The organism is Thomasclavelia cocleata (assembly GCF_900102365.1).
Lineage (GTDB): Bacteria > Bacillota_I > Bacilli_A > Erysipelotrichales > Coprobacillaceae > Thomasclavelia > Thomasclavelia cocleata.
Map to the genome: position 1 here is coordinate 1 of NZ_FOIN01000012.1, position 16051 is coordinate 16051.

12 protein-coding genes and 1 CRISPR repeat array are annotated in these 16051 nt (G+C 29.0%); all 12 genes read right to left on the reverse strand.

Annotation, left to right across the window (positions count from 1 at the left end; genetic code table 11):
• Window positions 1-350: 350 nt before the first annotated feature.
• Window positions 351-602, reverse strand: a complete 252-nt coding sequence (locus BMW96_RS06350) for a kinase to dihydroxyacetone kinase (RefSeq protein WP_092353636.1) — start codon at window positions 600-602, stop codon at window positions 351-353.
• Between the two features lie 9 nt (window positions 603-611).
• A complete protein-coding gene (locus tag BMW96_RS06355; RefSeq protein ID WP_092353638.1) occupies window positions 612-1682 on the reverse strand; it encodes a competence/damage-inducible protein A in 1071 nt (356 codons plus the stop codon).
• 931 nt (window positions 1683-2613) lie between these two features.
• Window positions 2614-3033: direct repeats of the CRISPR family, unit length 30 nt; unit sequence GTTTCAATACATCTTATGTTGTTATTAAAC.
• A 387-nt stretch (window positions 3034-3420) separates the two neighbouring features.
• On the reverse strand, window positions 3421-4260 hold the full coding sequence (locus tag BMW96_RS06360; RefSeq protein WP_092353640.1) for a DUF368 domain-containing protein: 840 nt from the start codon (window positions 4258-4260) through the stop codon (window positions 3421-3423).
• A 423-nt stretch (window positions 4261-4683) separates the two neighbouring features.
• The gene (locus tag BMW96_RS06365; RefSeq protein ID WP_092353642.1) at window positions 4684-6012 is read right to left on the reverse strand and encodes a replication-associated recombination protein A; all 1329 of its coding nucleotides are present in this window, start codon (window positions 6010-6012) and stop codon (window positions 4684-4686) included.
• Between the two features lie 82 nt (window positions 6013-6094).
• Entirely contained in the window at window positions 6095-7951 is a 1857-nt protein-coding gene (locus tag BMW96_RS06370) for an ABC transporter ATP-binding protein (RefSeq protein ID WP_092353644.1), read from the reverse strand.
• The gene (locus tag BMW96_RS06375; RefSeq protein ID WP_092353646.1) at window positions 7944-10172 is read right to left on the reverse strand and encodes an ABC transporter ATP-binding protein; all 2229 of its coding nucleotides are present in this window, start codon (window positions 10170-10172) and stop codon (window positions 7944-7946) included. The genes BMW96_RS06370 and BMW96_RS06375 overlap by 8 nt, the downstream gene beginning before the upstream one ends.
• Entirely contained in the window at window positions 10172-10624 is a 453-nt protein-coding gene (locus BMW96_RS06380) for a MarR family winged helix-turn-helix transcriptional regulator (protein ID WP_092353648.1), read from the reverse strand. The genes BMW96_RS06375 and BMW96_RS06380 overlap by 1 nt, the downstream gene beginning before the upstream one ends.
• Before the next feature lie 116 nt (window positions 10625-10740).
• Window positions 10741-11160 carry a C-GCAxxG-C-C family protein gene (locus tag BMW96_RS06385; protein WP_092353650.1) on the reverse strand — a complete coding sequence of 140 codons (420 nt, stop codon included), beginning with the start codon at window positions 11158-11160 and terminating at the stop codon, window positions 10741-10743.
• A gap of 92 nt (window positions 11161-11252) precedes the next feature.
• Window positions 11253-12059, reverse strand: coding sequence for an endonuclease/exonuclease/phosphatase family protein (locus BMW96_RS06390; protein ID WP_092353652.1), 807 nt, complete (start codon window positions 12057-12059; stop codon window positions 11253-11255).
• Between the two features lie 167 nt (window positions 12060-12226).
• A complete protein-coding gene (locus BMW96_RS06395) occupies window positions 12227-13456 on the reverse strand; it encodes a glutamate-5-semialdehyde dehydrogenase (protein WP_244881270.1) in 1230 nt (409 codons plus the stop codon).
• A complete protein-coding gene (gene proB, locus BMW96_RS06400; protein WP_092353654.1) occupies window positions 13453-14586 on the reverse strand; it encodes a glutamate 5-kinase in 1134 nt (377 codons plus the stop codon). Before proB ends, BMW96_RS06395 begins: the two co-directional genes overlap by 4 nt.
• A 105-nt stretch (window positions 14587-14691) precedes the next feature.
• The gene (locus tag BMW96_RS06405; RefSeq protein WP_092353656.1) at window positions 14692-15966 is read right to left on the reverse strand and encodes an L-cysteine desulfidase family protein; all 1275 of its coding nucleotides are present in this window, start codon (window positions 15964-15966) and stop codon (window positions 14692-14694) included.
• Window positions 15967-16051 lie beyond the last annotated feature (85 nt).

A 16051-nucleotide genomic window follows, 5' to 3' on the forward strand; every position in this document is an offset into this window, starting at 1 on the left:
AAACAAAACCAGGGATATAACAGATTACGCCGAAGAGGAGAATCCGGTGTGAAACTGGAAATATATATGATAGCAACAGGACAAAATATCAGGAAATATCACCGCAGGAAAATAGAAAACAGGAAAAAGGCAGAAAAGTTATTGTCAGTATTAAATTAAAGAGCCAATTTTTTTGAAAAAGAGCAGGTTCTTTTTAAGTGCGTCAAAAATCCATAAAAGTTATTCACAATGAAACAACACTTATGGATTTTTTTATATGAAAGGGATTAACAAAAGAAAAAGAGCTGAACGCTCTAAATAATTAATAAAAATTACTTAGTCGTTACAGCCCCTTTTTGTTGTATATTATATTATCCTTTCAATCCCTTTGATTGACGCTCCATATCTTCTACTACAATATCATAAATTTCACCAAGTGATGCACAATATTCCAGCACTTTCCATGGTTCATTAGTATGAAAATGAATTTTAATTAATTCATCATCTCCAACAGCTAATAAACAGTCTCCATTAAAATGTTCAGTGATATAATCATTAATAACATCTTCATCAAGATTTTGACCTTCAATTAATAGTTGAGTATCATATCTAAAATCTAACATCTTATCCTCCTAATTATAACCAGGCTGAGTTAAAAATTTATAAACTCGCTCAATAATTTTTGATTCTAACTTATTATATGATAAAGTTGGATCTTTTAATAAAGGTACCTCAAAAACATCTTTTCGTCCTTGATAATTAATTGTTATTTTAATAATTGATCCTAAAGGATGTTCACGACAATCAATTAGTAAATTCATTGTATCTTCAGTATGATTATGACCAAGATTAAAACCATCTCTAAGAGTAAAATTATCGCATTCATAAATCGTCCAATAAGATGGCATTATATTAGCTAAAGCCTCTTTTAAATTCTTCTCTTTAATAATATAATCTTTTAAAACAGTTTCTATTTCAGCTTTAATTGGAGCAACCTTTTTATCAGCAGTTTCTTTATCACTTGCTTTACAACCTAATCGAACTCTAACTGTTTCTTCAGAAGCATAAAGAGCAATACTAACTTCATCTTGTTGTTCTATTAAATCTGCTAAGACTTCATCAACACGACTTTCTCCAATTCCCATTGTTAGAAAATCATAAGTATAAATAATATCCTGCTTAAATTGACTTAAATAATCTTTTAAAACATGATCAACAACATAAACCATTTCTTTAGGTGGTCCAGGCAAATTTACTATCATCTTTTCATCTTTTGACATTACACATCCATTTGCTGTCCCTACTTCATTTTCTAAGATATAACAATCTTTAGGAAAAAAAGCTTGTTTAAAATTATTTTCTGGAATATCAACCCAGCCAGTTACAAACCGACATTTTTCTTCTACTTTTTTAGCTTCCTCTTCGTTATATAATAATTCTAAACCCAAATATTCTGCCGATAACTCCTTTGTTAAATCATCTTGTGTTGGTCCTAATCCACCAGTTGTAATAACACAATTAGCACCTCGCTTAAAAGCCACATCCAAACACTCTTTAAAGCGATCATGGTTATCCCCGACTGTTGTTTGATAATAAACATTAAATCCTAAATCTTTACACATCTTCTGAATATAAGTTGCATTCGTATTAACTATTTCCCCTAATAACAATTCTGTTCCCACATTAATTATTTCAACATTCATGAAATTATCCTCCTTAATGATTACCTATATTATAGTTAATTTTAAGCATTTTACTAGTCTTTTAATCATTAAAATTAGTTCTTGTAAGCTATTCTTCTAATCCTTTGGACTAATAATTTAATTAAATATCAAAACAAACTATTATCAACTACTTAAAAAACAGTTTTCATACAAGTATCACTCAATTAACAACAAATATAAACTATATGAATTTAAAAAATAAAAAACCTAATCACAAATATTTGAACTAAAAGAAAAATCCACAATAATAAATAATCTTTTAATAACTTTATTTTTACTAAACAATCAATAAAATTATATACTACATCAATGTCAAATAATCAATTAAATTAAAAATCGTTCTTAAAACTTAAAAAATTCCCATACAAATAATAATCTTTATATACCATTAACAGTTACCCCAATAGTATTATCAACATCATTTACATAATCGTATCAAAATTATTAACTAAGATCAAAAGTATAAAAATAAATAACTCCATGTCTTATTAAAAATTAGTTTTTAATAATTATATTACAAAATATCTCATCATATTGATAAACTCAAAAAAGCATTAACAATGAAAATCAGCAATTAAATAAAAAAATTCAGGTAAGATTTTTGTGACTTAATGAACAACCTCAAATTTAGAAAATATAATCCTCTATTTAAAATTGATGTTATCATATTATGATAATAATCATAGAATTTAGGATTTATTACATAATATAACTGAACCAAAAAATAACAATAGTTATCCTTACTGAAAGATATTCACTTTAGTCACAAGTTATTCACAATTTTTTAATACATTATATTGTTATAAAACAAAATAAAGACATTTAAAATTATTACTAAAAATTTATTTAAATATAGTACATGCTGCTATTAAACCAACCCTGATACAGGAAAAGGTGTTGAATGGAAAAAGTTTCAATACATCTTATGTTGTTATTAAACACACTGTCCGCACGGAATATCTATATATGCATTATGTTTCAATACATCTTATGTTGTTATTAAACCAGAGTACAGATATGTTCCTAATCGTGTTAGCGGGTTTCAATACATCTTATGTTGTTATTAAACTTCAATATTGTTCCTGAATTTGTTCGCATGTCTCGGTTTCAATACATCTTATGTTGTTATTAAACTTTTTTGAAAAATACTGGTACTGGTAATGCAATCTAGTTTCAATACATCTTATGTTGTTATTAAACTAATTTCCTATTGTATCTTTGATAGGTACATCGTGTTTCAATACATCTTATGTTGTTATTAAACTTTCTAAGTAACATAGCTAAATCACAAGACTCACGGGTTTCAATACATCTTATGTTGTTATTAAACCCTAGTAAATAAGCCACTTTTCATATTCTATTATACCCCTAAACCTTTATATATCAACACTTTTCTATTTTTTTACCAGGCAATTTTATTTTTTTATATTTTTTAGTAAAATCCCTTTAACTTCTTACTCTCCCAACAGTTTTAAAAATTTCACTGCAAAATACGGCTGGTAAAAATCACTGATTTCTACTCTTTCAAATATAAAAATTATAAATACTAAAAATATTAAATCAATGCTAAAATATTCAAAACTTAATAACCTATTTACCACTAATCAAATCTAAAAATCACTAATATTAAAAAACTATACTTTTTATGAAAAAATTGATTCGCTAATACTTCACATAAAAAAAATCAATAATACTAAAAGCATTATTGATCTTAATACTACTGAATTTTTGATAATCCTAAGACAATAATTCCACCAAATATAACTGCAGCTAATGACGTAACAATCAAGCTTAAATCATAACTAACATTAAATGGAATCAATACAAGTGATGATGCAACAATCAGCCCAAGGATCAAACTTAAAAATCCAGCCTTATGTGTTTTGGTAAAATAAGAACACAGTTTAGCACTAATAATAATTCCAATTGCAATACCAATTGCCATAAACCCAAGTGGGATAATTACATCTAAACTAAAACTAGTAACATTTGCTAAATATGATTTAAATAAATAATACTCCCCTAAAATCAATAACACCATACTGCCACTTACACCTGGCATAATCATTGTTGCTCCTGAAACAGCTCCAATAATAACCATTTTAATAAATAATCCTACACTTAAAACTGGAAATTCAGGATTAACTACCTCTTTACCTTTCCCAGGATTAAAATATTCTAAAGCAAAAATTATTGCTAAACCACAAACAAAAGGTATAACTTCTAATCTTTGTCCTTTCATTTCCCCTTTTAAAAATAAAGGGATACTAAATGCAATTAATCCAATAAACCAATAAATCGTTTGAGTTGGATAATAATTAAATAATACTTCTAATATTTTTGCAAACCCAACAATTCCTACTGCTGCTCCAATTAACACTTGAAAAATAAAAATAATATCATCTTTGCGATTAGAATTTTCACGTTTAAAAATCCCACTAATAGCATCCATCATACGATTGAAGATACCTAGAATAACCATCATAGTACCTCCGCTTACACCTGGAATTACATTTGCAATTCCTACAGCAATACCACCTATTATATTTTTTATCATACTTTATCTCCTTTAAATACCATCATATTATAATAAAATCTCTTGAATATAACAAGAAATTTTATTATCTAAATAACTAAGTTTATATTAACTTCCATAATACTTATTTTTACTACAAATTCATCTACAACAATCATTAAAATATAATATACTATGATATTTTAATGATATTAATAAAATACCTCCCCTCTAACTCTGTTTAAATCATCCCATATCACTATTAATTATTTTTAAATACAGTTTTTAATAACAAAACATCTCATCTACATTAATAATTTTTCTCAAAAAATTATTTAATCATTAACTATATCAATTATAAATACATTTAATTTTCATAAATTTCTAAAAATAGTGATTTAATGTTATATTTTATATACACTTTCTTCATTTCAAAAATCAATAATCATCAAATTAGTACCTCTTTTATTTTTCTGATTTTTGATATTTCTTTCGTAAATAAGCTATCTGTTCCATTCTTTTAATAACTTTAGCCTCTGTACCCTGATTTGTAGGAAAATAATAGCGATGATCTTTAATATTATTAGGTAAACACTGCATATTAGTTATTTTTTCCTCAAAATCATGGGCATATTGATATCCCTTACCATAATTTAATTCTTTCATTAACCTAGTTGGTGCATTGCGTATTTGCAAGGGTACAGGATCAGCAATAGTATTTAAGGCATCATGCTTAGCTTTTTCATAAGCTTTATATAAAGCATTAGATTTAGGAGCTAATGCTAAATAAGTAACACAATGTGCTAGATTAACATTACATTCAGGCATACCATTAAAATGACAAGCCTGATAAGTAGCAACTGCAATTTCTAAAGCACGGCTGTCTGCCATCCCAATATCCTCAGAAGCAAAGCGGATTAAACGACGAGCCACATATAATGGATCTTCACCTGCCTCAATCATTCGTGCCATCCAATATATAGAAGCATCAACATCACTATTGCGCATTGATTTATGTAATGCACTAATAATATTATAATGTTCTTCACCTTTTTTATCATATAATAAAGATTTTTGATTAATACATTGCTCAATTACTTCTTTGTTAATAATGATTTGCTGATCCTTTACTATACCATTCAATATAGCCATCTCTAATGTATTTAAGGCTACTCTTGCATCACCATTAGAAAACCCCGCAATCATGTAAAGTAAATCATCATCAATAACTATGTTTTGTTCTTTAAATCCTTTAGGGCTGATTATAGCACTGTTTAATAAAGCAGCTATATCCTCAGTTGTCAGTGATTTTAGTACAAATACTTTACATCTTGATAATAAAGCTGAATTGATTTCAAATGAAGGATTCTCTGTTGTAGCTCCAATTAAAATTATACTGCCTTGTTCTACATAAGGCAAAAAAGCATCCTGTTGAGCTTTATTAAAACGATGAATTTCATCTACAAAAACAATCGTTTTTTCACCCATATCTTGAACTTCTTGAGCCTTTTTCATTACTGTACGAATATCTTTAATTCCACTAGTAACAGCACTAAAATTGATAAAATTAGCTTTAGTCTGATTAGCAATGATTCTAGCTAATGTTGTTTTACCCACTCCAGGCGGTCCCCAAAAAATCATCGATGGAACAATATCACTATTAATTAATTGATATAAAATCTTACCTGGTCCAATCAAATGTTTTTGACCAACATATTCATCTAGAGTTGTGGGTCTTAAACGATTAGCTAAAGGCTCATTTGACATATTATTAAATAAAGATTGCTGTTTCATTTATCTCACATCCATTTCTAAATAATTATAACTAATAAAAGTAAAAAAGTCAGCTTAAGATTATCTTAAACTGACTTTATTTCTATTCAGATATCCCTTCAAACTGAGAACGATATAAAGAAGCATAGAAACCATCTTTTGCAAGTAATGAATCATGATTACCAAGTTCAACAATATCTCCATCTTTCATTACAATAATCGTATCAGCATCACGAATTGTTGATAAACGATGTGCAATAACAAAACTTGTTCTACCTTCCATCAATTTTTCCATCCCTCGTTGAATTAAAACCTCTGTTCTTGTATCTACTGATGATGTCGCTTCATCAAGAATCAAGATTTTAGGATCTTTCAAAAATGCTCTAGCAATCGTTAATAACTGTTTTTGCCCTTGAGAGATATTCGATGACTCCTCATTAATAATTGTATCATAACCATCTTCTAATGTTTGTATAAAATGATCAGCATAAGCCACCTTACATGCCTCTTTGACCTCTTGATCACTTGCATTCAATTTACCATACATTAGATTCTCTTTAATAGTTCCATTAAATAACCATGTATCTTGTAAAACTATCCCAAATAACGAACGCAAATCTTTACGTCCAAAATCACGTATATCTATACCATCAATATAAATAGAACCACTATTTAATTCATAAAACCTCATTAATAACTTAATAATCGTTGTCTTACCTGCCCCAGTTGGACCTACTATAGCTACTGTTTGTCCTGCATGAACATGTAAATTAAAATCATTAATTATCGTTTGATTCTTTAAATATCCAAATTTAACATCTGCAAATGTTACTGAACCATTTATTTTAGCTACATCCTGACTTCCAACTTTTGGTGTTTCTAATTCTAACTCTTCTTCACCTAAAAATTCAAAAACACGTTCTGCAGCTGCAGCAGTACTTTGTAACATATTCATAGTTTGTGCTAATTGAGTAATTGGTTGATTGAACTGCCGAACATATTGGATAAAAGCTTGAATATCACCAATTGTAATATTACCCCCACCAGCTAAAACACCACCTAACAAACATACTGCTACATATCCTACATTTCCAATAAATATTGTAATTGGTTGCATTAATCCTGAAAAGAACTGTGACTTCCAAGCACTTTCATATAAACTATCATTAAATTCATTAAATTGTTTAACTGATGCTTCTTCACCATTAAATGCTTTAACAACATTATGCCCGCCATACATTTCCTCAATATGACCATTAACATCCCCTAAAGCCTGTTGTTGTCTTGCAAAATACTTTTGTGAACGTTTCATCACTAATCCAATCAATATTATTGAAACAGGTAAAACACAAATAGCAATTAAAGTCATTTGTGGTGAAATAGTTAGCATCATGATAAAGATTCCAACCACCATTACACTTGAAGTAATTACTTGTGACATACTTTGATTCAACGATTGAGCAATAGTATCAATATCATTTGTAACCCGACTTAAAATATCTCCACTAGTATGCCTATCAAAATAACTTAATGGCATTCTATCCATCTTTGTTGAAATGGACGTTCTTAAATCATACGCTACTTTTTGTGAAATAGTAGATGTAATAAACCCTTGAATATAACTAAACACTGCACTCAGTAAATATAAACCAACTAAAATCCAAATAATATATGCAATATATTCAAAATCTATACCTCCACTGCCATTAACCTTTGCCATGATCCCTTCGCCTAATTTATCTGTTGCTTTAGCTAATATCTTTGGTCCCACAATAGCAAAAACAGTCGAAGCTGAAGCAAAAATCAAGACAATTACCAATTTAACATAATAAGGTTTTAAATATTTAAACAACTTTCCTAAAGTACCTTTAAAATCTTTGGCTTTTTCACCACTGCCACGCATTCCATGCATACCACCAGGTCCGAATTTAGGACCATTTCTTTTCTGATTATTACTCATGTCCTAATTCCTCCTTTGATAACTGTGAATAAGCAATCTCTTGATATACCTTACAGTCTTTCATCAACTCATCATGTTTACCCTTACCAACAATTCTACCTTCATCCAAAACAATAATCTGGTCTGCAGACATTATTGAGGCAATTCGTTGTCCCACAATCAAGACAGTATTTTTAGTCTTTTTAATCATTTTATTCAGTTCTTGTCGCAACATAGCATCTGTTTTAAAATCAAGTGCTGAAAAACTATCATCAAAAATAAAAATTTCAGGATTTTTAGCTATTGCTCTAGCAATTGCTAAACGTTGCTTTTGACCACCAGAAACATTCGTACCACCTTGCGATATCTTAGAATCAAGATGTTCTTCTTTATGATCAATAAATTCTTTAGCCTGAGCAACTTTTATAACTTCTTCTAATTGTTCATCAGTAGCATCAGGGGAACCATAAGTTAAATTAGATCTAATAGTACCAGAAAATAATAATCCCTTTTGAGGAACTAATCCAATCTTATCTCTTAAATCATGTTGTTTAACATCACGAATATCGACCCCATCAACCATAATACTTCCTTCACTAACTTCATAAAATCTTGGAATCAAGTTAATTAAGGTACTCTTACCTGAACCAGTAGAACCTATAAATGCTGTTGTTTGTCCTGGTTTAGCAGTAAAACTAATATTTTCTAATACTGCTTCATGAGCACCAGGATATTTAAAAGTAACATCTTTAAATTCAACTAAACCACGTTTATCATTATTAAAAGATTTTGCTACTTTTGGATCAACGATTTTTGGTTCCATAGACAATACTTCATAAATACGTTCTGCTGCTACACTAGCTCTTGGTAACATAATTGCAATCATCGCAATCATTAAAAATGACATAATTATCTGCATCGCATACTGCATAAATGCCATCATTTGACCAATCGCAATATTTCCTAAATCTATCTGTTTTGCTCCATAATATACAATCAATAAACTAACCACATTAAAGATAAACATCATTATTGGCATCATTGATACCATCGTACGATTAACAAACAAATTTACCTTTGTTAAATCAAAATTTGCTTTTTCAAATCTTTTTTCACTATGTTCTTCATTTCCAAATGCACGAATAACTAACATTCCAGATAAATTTTCACGCATTGTTAAATTAAGTCTATCAATCAATGATTGAACTACCTTAAACTTAGGCATAACAATTGCAAATGTAACTCCAATTAATACAAAAATAATAACTAATACCAAGCCAATAATCCAAGTCATTGATGGAGTATTTTGAAATGCCTTAATCAATGCACCAATTCCCATCATTGGTGCAAAACAAACAATTCTAATGAACATAATTACAACCATTTGAACTTGTGTAATATCATTTGTTGTTCTGGTAATTAATGATGCAGTTGAAAACTTATTAAATTCTTCATTTGAAAAACTCTCAACCTTTTTAAAAACATCTCCACGTAATAACCTAGAAATACCTGAACCAATCTTACTAGCTAAAAATCCACAAGCTATTGCACAAACTGTTCCAGCAAGAGCAATTACAAGCATTTTAATTCCAGTTGCTAAGATATAATCATTTTGAACCTGATCTACATCTCTTCCAAGTCTAGTATATTCAGCTTTAACTCCATTTCCTGCAGCAATTTTTAAAGTTGATTCTCCCATTGCTTCCATCTGATTATCAATTTCAGTAAACATTTCAGCTCTCTGTTCTTTTGGCAACATTGCTAAAACATCATAAGGACTCATTCCCGCAGGTAAATTTCCAAATCGTTCTTGATATTCTTTAGAATTTGGATCCATTGTATCAATTGAAGTTATTAATAACATTGGTTTAACCAAAATCTTTTCTAATTTATCCATATCCTTATCATTAACATCCTTTAACAAATAAAGATTTTGACCATCAGCTTTAGAAAATTTATCTAAAATATCTTCATCTACATCATTAGCTTTCACTAATTTATAAGACTTTTCAAATGTTTCCTGATCTTTATTATCCATTAATACTAATAAATGATTATAAGTATCTTCACTTAAAACATCACTTACTGCACTATCAAATCCTCCTGCTTGAATTCCTACAGAAACGATATCTGACATGTAATCAGGCAATGCTAATTCTGTTTGTGACTGTAAAAAAAGCAATCCAATACAAAACAGAATTGGTATCCAAAACTTTTTAAAATAATGTTTTAACTTAAGCATTATTCTTCTCCTTTACATTTTTTAATATTATTCTTCATGATGTCTATTACATCATTAATAATTGCTATCTGTTCTTTAGAAACCCCTTCAAACATAATCAATGTTTTTTCTTTCATTATTCTAATTGCCGTCTCAATAAATACCTCTCCCGTTTCAGTAATATTTAAAATATAATTACGTTTATCATTTTTATCCTGAGTTTTTGTTAAATAACCTAATTTTTCAAGACGTTGCAATCTCACTGATAAAGTTGCTTTAGTTATATTTAATTTTTTAGCTAAAGCATTTTGATTTATGTTTTGATGATTCTGTAATATAAATAATAACCTTGTTTGATCTGGAGAAATATTAAATTTCTCAGTTTTTTCCATCATCATATAATGCATTGTTTTATGCAAAGACTGAAAATTATTAATCATTTTTTCAACATCATCAAAACTTATCTTTTCCATGTTGTACCTCCTTTCATTAGTTAGACAACTAACCATTTATTTAGTACACTAACCATTATAGTTAGTCTACTAACTAGTGTCAACTGTTTTATATAAAAAAAGATGTCCAATGACATCTAATCAATTAAATACTTTTCCAATAATTTTACTACTTCAGCAATTAAATCATCACATGTAGCACGATTAATTTCCTTATCAGTTTTTCTAAGTCCTAATAATTCACCACAAACAACTGATCCATGAGACTCCTCGAACTCTTTACATAATGCAGCAACTTTTTCGTTAACAAACTTCTTTTGCTTTACATCTGCATCACCTTTACCATATTTTAAACCAATAGCCATTGCGCCACCAGTCAATGTTCCACATATCTCACGAGTCATTCCAACTCCGCCTCCAAAACCATATGCTATAGTCATTGCTTTATCCATGTCTAAATCAAATAAATCAACATATGCTCCTAATACTGCTTGAGCACAGTTATATCCAGCATGATGCAGGTCATAAGCTTTTTTCACTCTTTCTTCAATATTCACAATCTTAATCCTACCTCTCTATATTATCTATTATAGTGTAGTAATATTTCTAATTATTGTCAAGAGCAGCTTTAATCAACAATTTACCAATCTTAAAATGCTAACTCAGTATATAAAAGATTATGATCAGAAAATGATGATACTATTGCTCCTTTTTCCTTTACAACAAATTTATCTGAATAAAAAATATCATCTGGAGCAGCAAAATCACGAAATGTCATATATTCTTTTTCACTGTTAATACTATTAATTCCATCTATTTCAAAATCACCATTCATTCCAAAGGAATTAAAGTCACCAGCTAAGATAGCATAATTATTGAAATCTATTTGTTCTTTAACAAAATCCATCTGAGAGATTCGAAAATCATTATTTTCATATGTTAAATGGGTATTATAAATATCAACTTCTTTATTCCCAAAAGCTATCTTAGTTTTTGTTAGTATACGCGGTTCTTTAAATAAACTATTCGGTAAAAGTTTAGAAGAAACTTCAATAACAGGGTATTTACTTAATATTCCTAAACCATAATGTCCATCCAAAATCCACATTGTTGAATAGAAATGATAATACGAATATCCATTAGCTTCTGCCATTTCTTTTAACATATCATAATTATCAGAACGATATGCATTTTTATCTACTTCCTGCAAACAAATTATATCAAGATCAAGTCCATTTATATCATTGTTAAAATCTTCTAATGATTCTTTTCCATAATTTAATGATTTTATATTATAACTGCCAATTCGTAAATTACTAAAACTATCTAATTTAAGATTATTGTTATTTATTAATTTACACTGATATTCACTAGCATAAACACTATAATAAAAGCGTCCTGCAACTGCAAATAATAAGATAACTATACATATTATTAATTTCAACATTTTTTTCATTTTCATCTCACCTTATTTATTGTATTAATGCAAATTATTAACTATATTAAGTTTACATACTAAAGCTAACTTTAAGTCAATACTTTCTTAATAATTCGATAATTTAAGATAGATTTACCATTTTATCACATAAAAATAAAGAAAAGCAACCGCTTTTCTTTATAACTTTATCTAATCTGTCCTTTACCATAAATAATATACTTAGTTGATGTCATTTCCTGCAATCCTATTGGTCCACGAGCATGTAGTTTTTGCGTACTAATACCAACTTCAGCACCAAAACCAAATTCTCCACCATCAGTAAATCTTGTAGACGCATTATGATAAACACAAGCAGAATCTAAAGATTCCATGAAATATTTAGCTGTGTTATTGTTTTCTGTGATAATACTTTCAGAATGTTTAGTAGAATAATTATATATATGCTCGATTGCTTCATCAATATTTTTAACAACCTTAATATTACATATATAATCATCATATTCAGTAGCATAGTTTTGATTATCTGCTTTTTGACCATCAACATATCGCAATGCCTCTTCATCACCATATATCTTAATTTTAGCAAACTCTGATCTTAACTTTGTTAAAAAGGGATTAGCAATATCTTGATGAACTAAAATCGTTTCAATCGCATTGCATACTGATGGACGTGATATTTTAGCATTAACAGCTATTTTTAAAGCCATTTGTAAGTCAGCTTCTTTATCAACATATAAATGACAAATTCCTGCACCAGTTTCAATTACTGGCACAGTTGCATTGTTGACAACATGCTGAATTAATCCTGCACCACCTCGTGGCACCACTACATCAACATATTGATTAGCTGTAATCACTTCAAAAACAACACTACGATCAGTATTTTCAATTAAAGTAACAACATTAGTTGGTAAAATATCTCTAATAGCCATATTAATTACATTAACCAATGCAATATTTGAATGGATTGCTTCTCGTCCTCCTTTTAATACACAAACATTATTAGTTTTAATGCAAATTGATGCAATATCAACAGTTACATTTGGTCGTGATTCATAAATTGTTGCAACTACTCCAATAGGAATTCGCACTTGTTTAATAATTAAACCATTAGGACGTTCAATCTTACGAACAGTTTCTCCGATACAATCTTTTAAATCTGCCACTTTTTCAACATCTTTGGCAATAGCTTCAATTCTTTGTCTAGTTAGCAATAGACGATCTATCATCGCTTCACTAATTCCATTATCTCTAGCATTAGCAATATCTTTTGCATTTTCACCTAAAATATAATCTGTATTTTCTAATAAAGCTTTACTTATCGCATCCAAAGCATCCATTTTAGTATACTTATCAATATTTTGCATCTTCCGACAAGCTAATTTAGCTTGTTTTAATTGTTCTTCAATCATCATTTCTTCACTCCTTCTACTAAGACTAGATTATTTGCATGAACTACTTCATCATAATCTTTATAGTGTAAGACATTTTTAATTTCTCTAGTATTTAAACCTTTGATCAATTTAATCTCATCACTAGAATAATTAACCATTCCCCGAGCTAATAATATATTATTAATATCAATAATATCAACAATCTGTGAAATCAAAAAATTACCCCTTACATCAACAATTCCTTTTGGTAATAAACTAGTATGATTATTTATTAAAGCTAACTTAGCGCCATCATCTACAATAATGCTTCCTTTAGGCATGCTACGATACATAATCCAGTGTTGTCTAGAATTTAACGTTCTTCCTGCCACACCACTAAAATAAGTCCCTACATCTTTACCATCCATCAAATCAACTAACACATTTTGCTGATTACCATTAACAATTGCCATATCACACCCAAAATCATTACAAACTTTAGCAGCTTTGATTTTAGTAATCATTCCACCTGTTCCAACTTTACTTGAAGCATCTTTAGCCATATCTTCAATTTCTTTAGTTATTCCATTTACATTCTTAATCAATTTAGCATTTTCATTTGTATGTGGGTTATCATCGTATAAACCATTAATATCACTAACCAATACCACCATATCAGCATTAACAGCTGGCACTACTAATGAAGCCAATGTATCATTATCACCAACTTTAATTTCTTCAACTGCTAAAGTATCATTCTCATTAATAATTGGTACAACATCATAATCAATAAGCGCCTGCATTGCATTATTAAAATTCATTAAACGTTTACGATCATCAAAATCATCATGATTTAGTAGTATCTGTGCACATCTTAAATTAAATAAACTAAATAATTCCTCATATATCTGCATCAATGAAGCTTGTCCTATTGCTGCCAACGCTTGTTTTTGAGGAATTGTTTGAGGTCGCTTTGCAAGATTCATTATATGAACTCCTGCATTAATTGCTCCACTACTAACTAAAGTAATATTAATTCCTTTGCGTTTAATATATGCAATTTGTTGAATTAAATTCAATATCTTTTCTTTATTAATATTCCCCTCATCATCACATAGTGAAGAAGATCCAATCTTAATAACCAAATTCTTGATATTTTTTAAATCTCGCATCGTATTTTCCCCCTATAATTTCTTTAATTATACAAGTTTTATGCATCTATCTCAATAAAAAAGTACTTAAGTCATAATAACTTAAATACTAAAATATACTAATCATCAACAATCAGTCATTATTTTTATTATTTCTTTATCAGTTTCCTTCATTCCAATTTTACCAAGACGTGCTACATTTTTAATAGTATTTTCAACTCCTTTAACAACAATTCCATCACCATCTTTAAATTCCTGTCCCTCTAAATACATCTGATAACCTAAAATACCAGCATCTACACTTGCAGCAATTTTTGCAGCACAAGAAGATTTAGCCCCATCACAAATAATACCAGATGTAATTGCTAATGAATTTACAATTGTATGAGCAATACACTTATAATCACCACCATATAAATAAGCAATACCGCATCCAGCTGCACACCCTGCGCTTACAGCTCCACAATAAGCTGAAAGTCTACCAATTCCTGTTTTTTGATGGATAGCAATCAAATTAGCTAAAACTAATGCTCGATATAATCCATCATCGCTAACATCTAATTCTCTTGCATACTCAATTATTGGTAAAGAAACTGTCATCCCCTGATTACCACTGCCAGAATTAATTACAACTGGTAGTTCACAACCACTCATTCTAGCATCACTACCAGCCGCTGCTAATGCTTTAGCCCTAGTTACTACATCATTTCCCGTTTTTAATAATACACTGCCAATATTGGCACCATAATTTTTATCTAATCCTTCTCTAGCAATAGCGCTATTATAATCAATTTGTCTCTTAATTATTTCTTTGATATCTGTTATTTCAACTTTTTTAGAAAATTCGTATATATCAGCTATATTTAATTCATGACGATTAGTAACAATATTATCATTATATTTTTTGTCTTCTTTAGAAAATAAAATCTTATTATTTTTTTCAATCAAAACAATATTTGTATGTTGATCAACAATTCTTACAAGAACATATTCATCATCACCATATAATGTAATCTTAATATCTAAGATATGTTCACTCTCTAATGGTTTTACTTCAATAAAATGATTAGATAAATATTCTTTTATCTTAAAAATTTCTTCATCTTTTATATTGGCAATTACCTCTAATGCTTTATTAGCATCACCTGCTACAATTCCTGCTGCAACCGCAGCCTCAATTCCTTTTAAACCATTTGTATTAGGAACAACTACACTTTTAACATTCTTAATTATATTTCCACTTACTTCCACTAAACATCGTTTAGGTTTGACCTGCAATATATCACGAGCTTTACTTGCACAATATGATAATGCAATAGGCTCAGTACATCCTGTTGCTGGCACTAATTCTTCTTTTAAAATCTGAACATAAGTTTGATATTTCTTAAAATCTAACACCATTACCTAATTCCCTTCCATATTTTTTACTATATATTACATTTTACCATAAATGATTTCAAAATTACTCTATTTTTTTATTGTAACC